General features: G+C 60.9%; 1 protein-coding gene. It reads right to left on the bottom strand.

Going from position 1 to position 1,388, the window contains the following annotated elements; all coding sequences use genetic code 11:
- A partial coding sequence (locus FJ091_22225) for a hypothetical protein (GenBank protein MBM4386066.1) occupies positions 1-1,388 on the bottom strand: 1,388 nt, incomplete at both ends.

Genomic DNA, 1,388 nt, shown 5'->3' with positions numbered 1-1,388 from the left:
AGCCTTCTTGGTGTCGAAAGAAACCTTCCACTTGTCGTTCCAGTTGCGGTTATTGATGTCAAAGTACGGGATGTATACCGGCCACCCGAGGCCAGACAAGACCGCCTTGTTCACCAGGTCGCGATCGATCGCCATCGCCAGGGCCTGGCGCACGAGCCGGGCTTGCTCCATGTCGTTCATGCCCTTGGGGTTGTTGCTGTCGTCCGGAGTGCGCGGGTTACCCAGCCAGGGCTGGTCGGCGCCATATGTAAGAATTTCGAGCTTGGCTCCGGTCTTTGGGTGCGTGTCCTCCCACAGGTTGCCGGCGAACATGACGGTCAGCATCTCTGCCGTGCCGGACCCCTTGCTGACCATTCCGAATAGCTGCACTTCCGGGATGTTTTTCTGGCTGATGTCGGCGATATCAGCCTCGCCGGTCTGCAACATTGCCAGCCGGACGGTTTCATCTGGCACTAGGACTCGCTTTATGGTCTGGACCTGGGCGGTCTTTCGCCAGTGGTTCGGTACCGCACGGACAACATAGCTTTCACCGCTTTTCAACTCGGCGACCTCGTACGGCCCGGTCGCGACTATGTTGTCCAGGTTCCAGTTGAGGCCGTTCTTCTCGAATGCCTTCTTGCTGACCACCCCGGCGCCCAGACCGTCCTGCCCGAAAAACCAGGTGGTCCAGCGCGGGTCGAAGCTCGTCCAATAGATCTTCGCCGTATAGGTGTCGATCACCTCGGCAGGCGTCTTGCCAAGAAACCCTGCCCACTCGCCGGAACCGTCCGCGATGCTTACTCTGCCTGAACCGTGTTGCGCCGACGTATTTGCGTTGGTGTCGTTGACCGACCAGACAAGGTCTTCCGCGGTAAGTTCCCCGTACCCCTTGTGCAGAGGGACGCCTTTCCTCAGCGTCACTTGAACGAATTCGGGCGGCTGCTTTTCGTCAAGCTTCCAGGACGCTGCAAGGAGCGGCGTCTCGGTCCCCTTCTCATGCGTGGGCCTGAAGAGCGTCTCGACGACCCCCATAGCTTTCCCACCGCAGCACAGACCCATGGCGTTAAAGCCCCCTGTGCCGATGCCGTCGACAGTAGCCCAGACCAGCTGGCCCCGCGCGTTCTTCGATTTGGGCGCAGGCTTTGCAGCCGGCCGAGGCGTCGGCGTCGGAGGAAGCTGAGGCGTGGCGGTCTGGACGACGACTTTCTCAACGACCTTGTCGACCTGCTTCTCGACGACGACCGTCTGCTGAACGACCTTCTCGACTGTCACCGGCTTCTCGACGACGACCGTCTGCTGAACGACCTTCTCGATTGCCACCGGCTTCTCGACGACGACCGTCTGAGCAACCGGCTTCTCGACGACCCTCGTGACTTCGACGACCTTCTCCCCGCCGCCACACGCGGCCA

Source organism: Deltaproteobacteria bacterium (assembly GCA_016875395.1).
Classification (GTDB): Bacteria; Myxococcota_A; UBA9160; order UBA9160; family UBA6930; genus VGRF01.
Note: the sequence above shows the minus strand (reverse complement) of the source record. Positions and strands in the feature narration are given on the sequence as shown.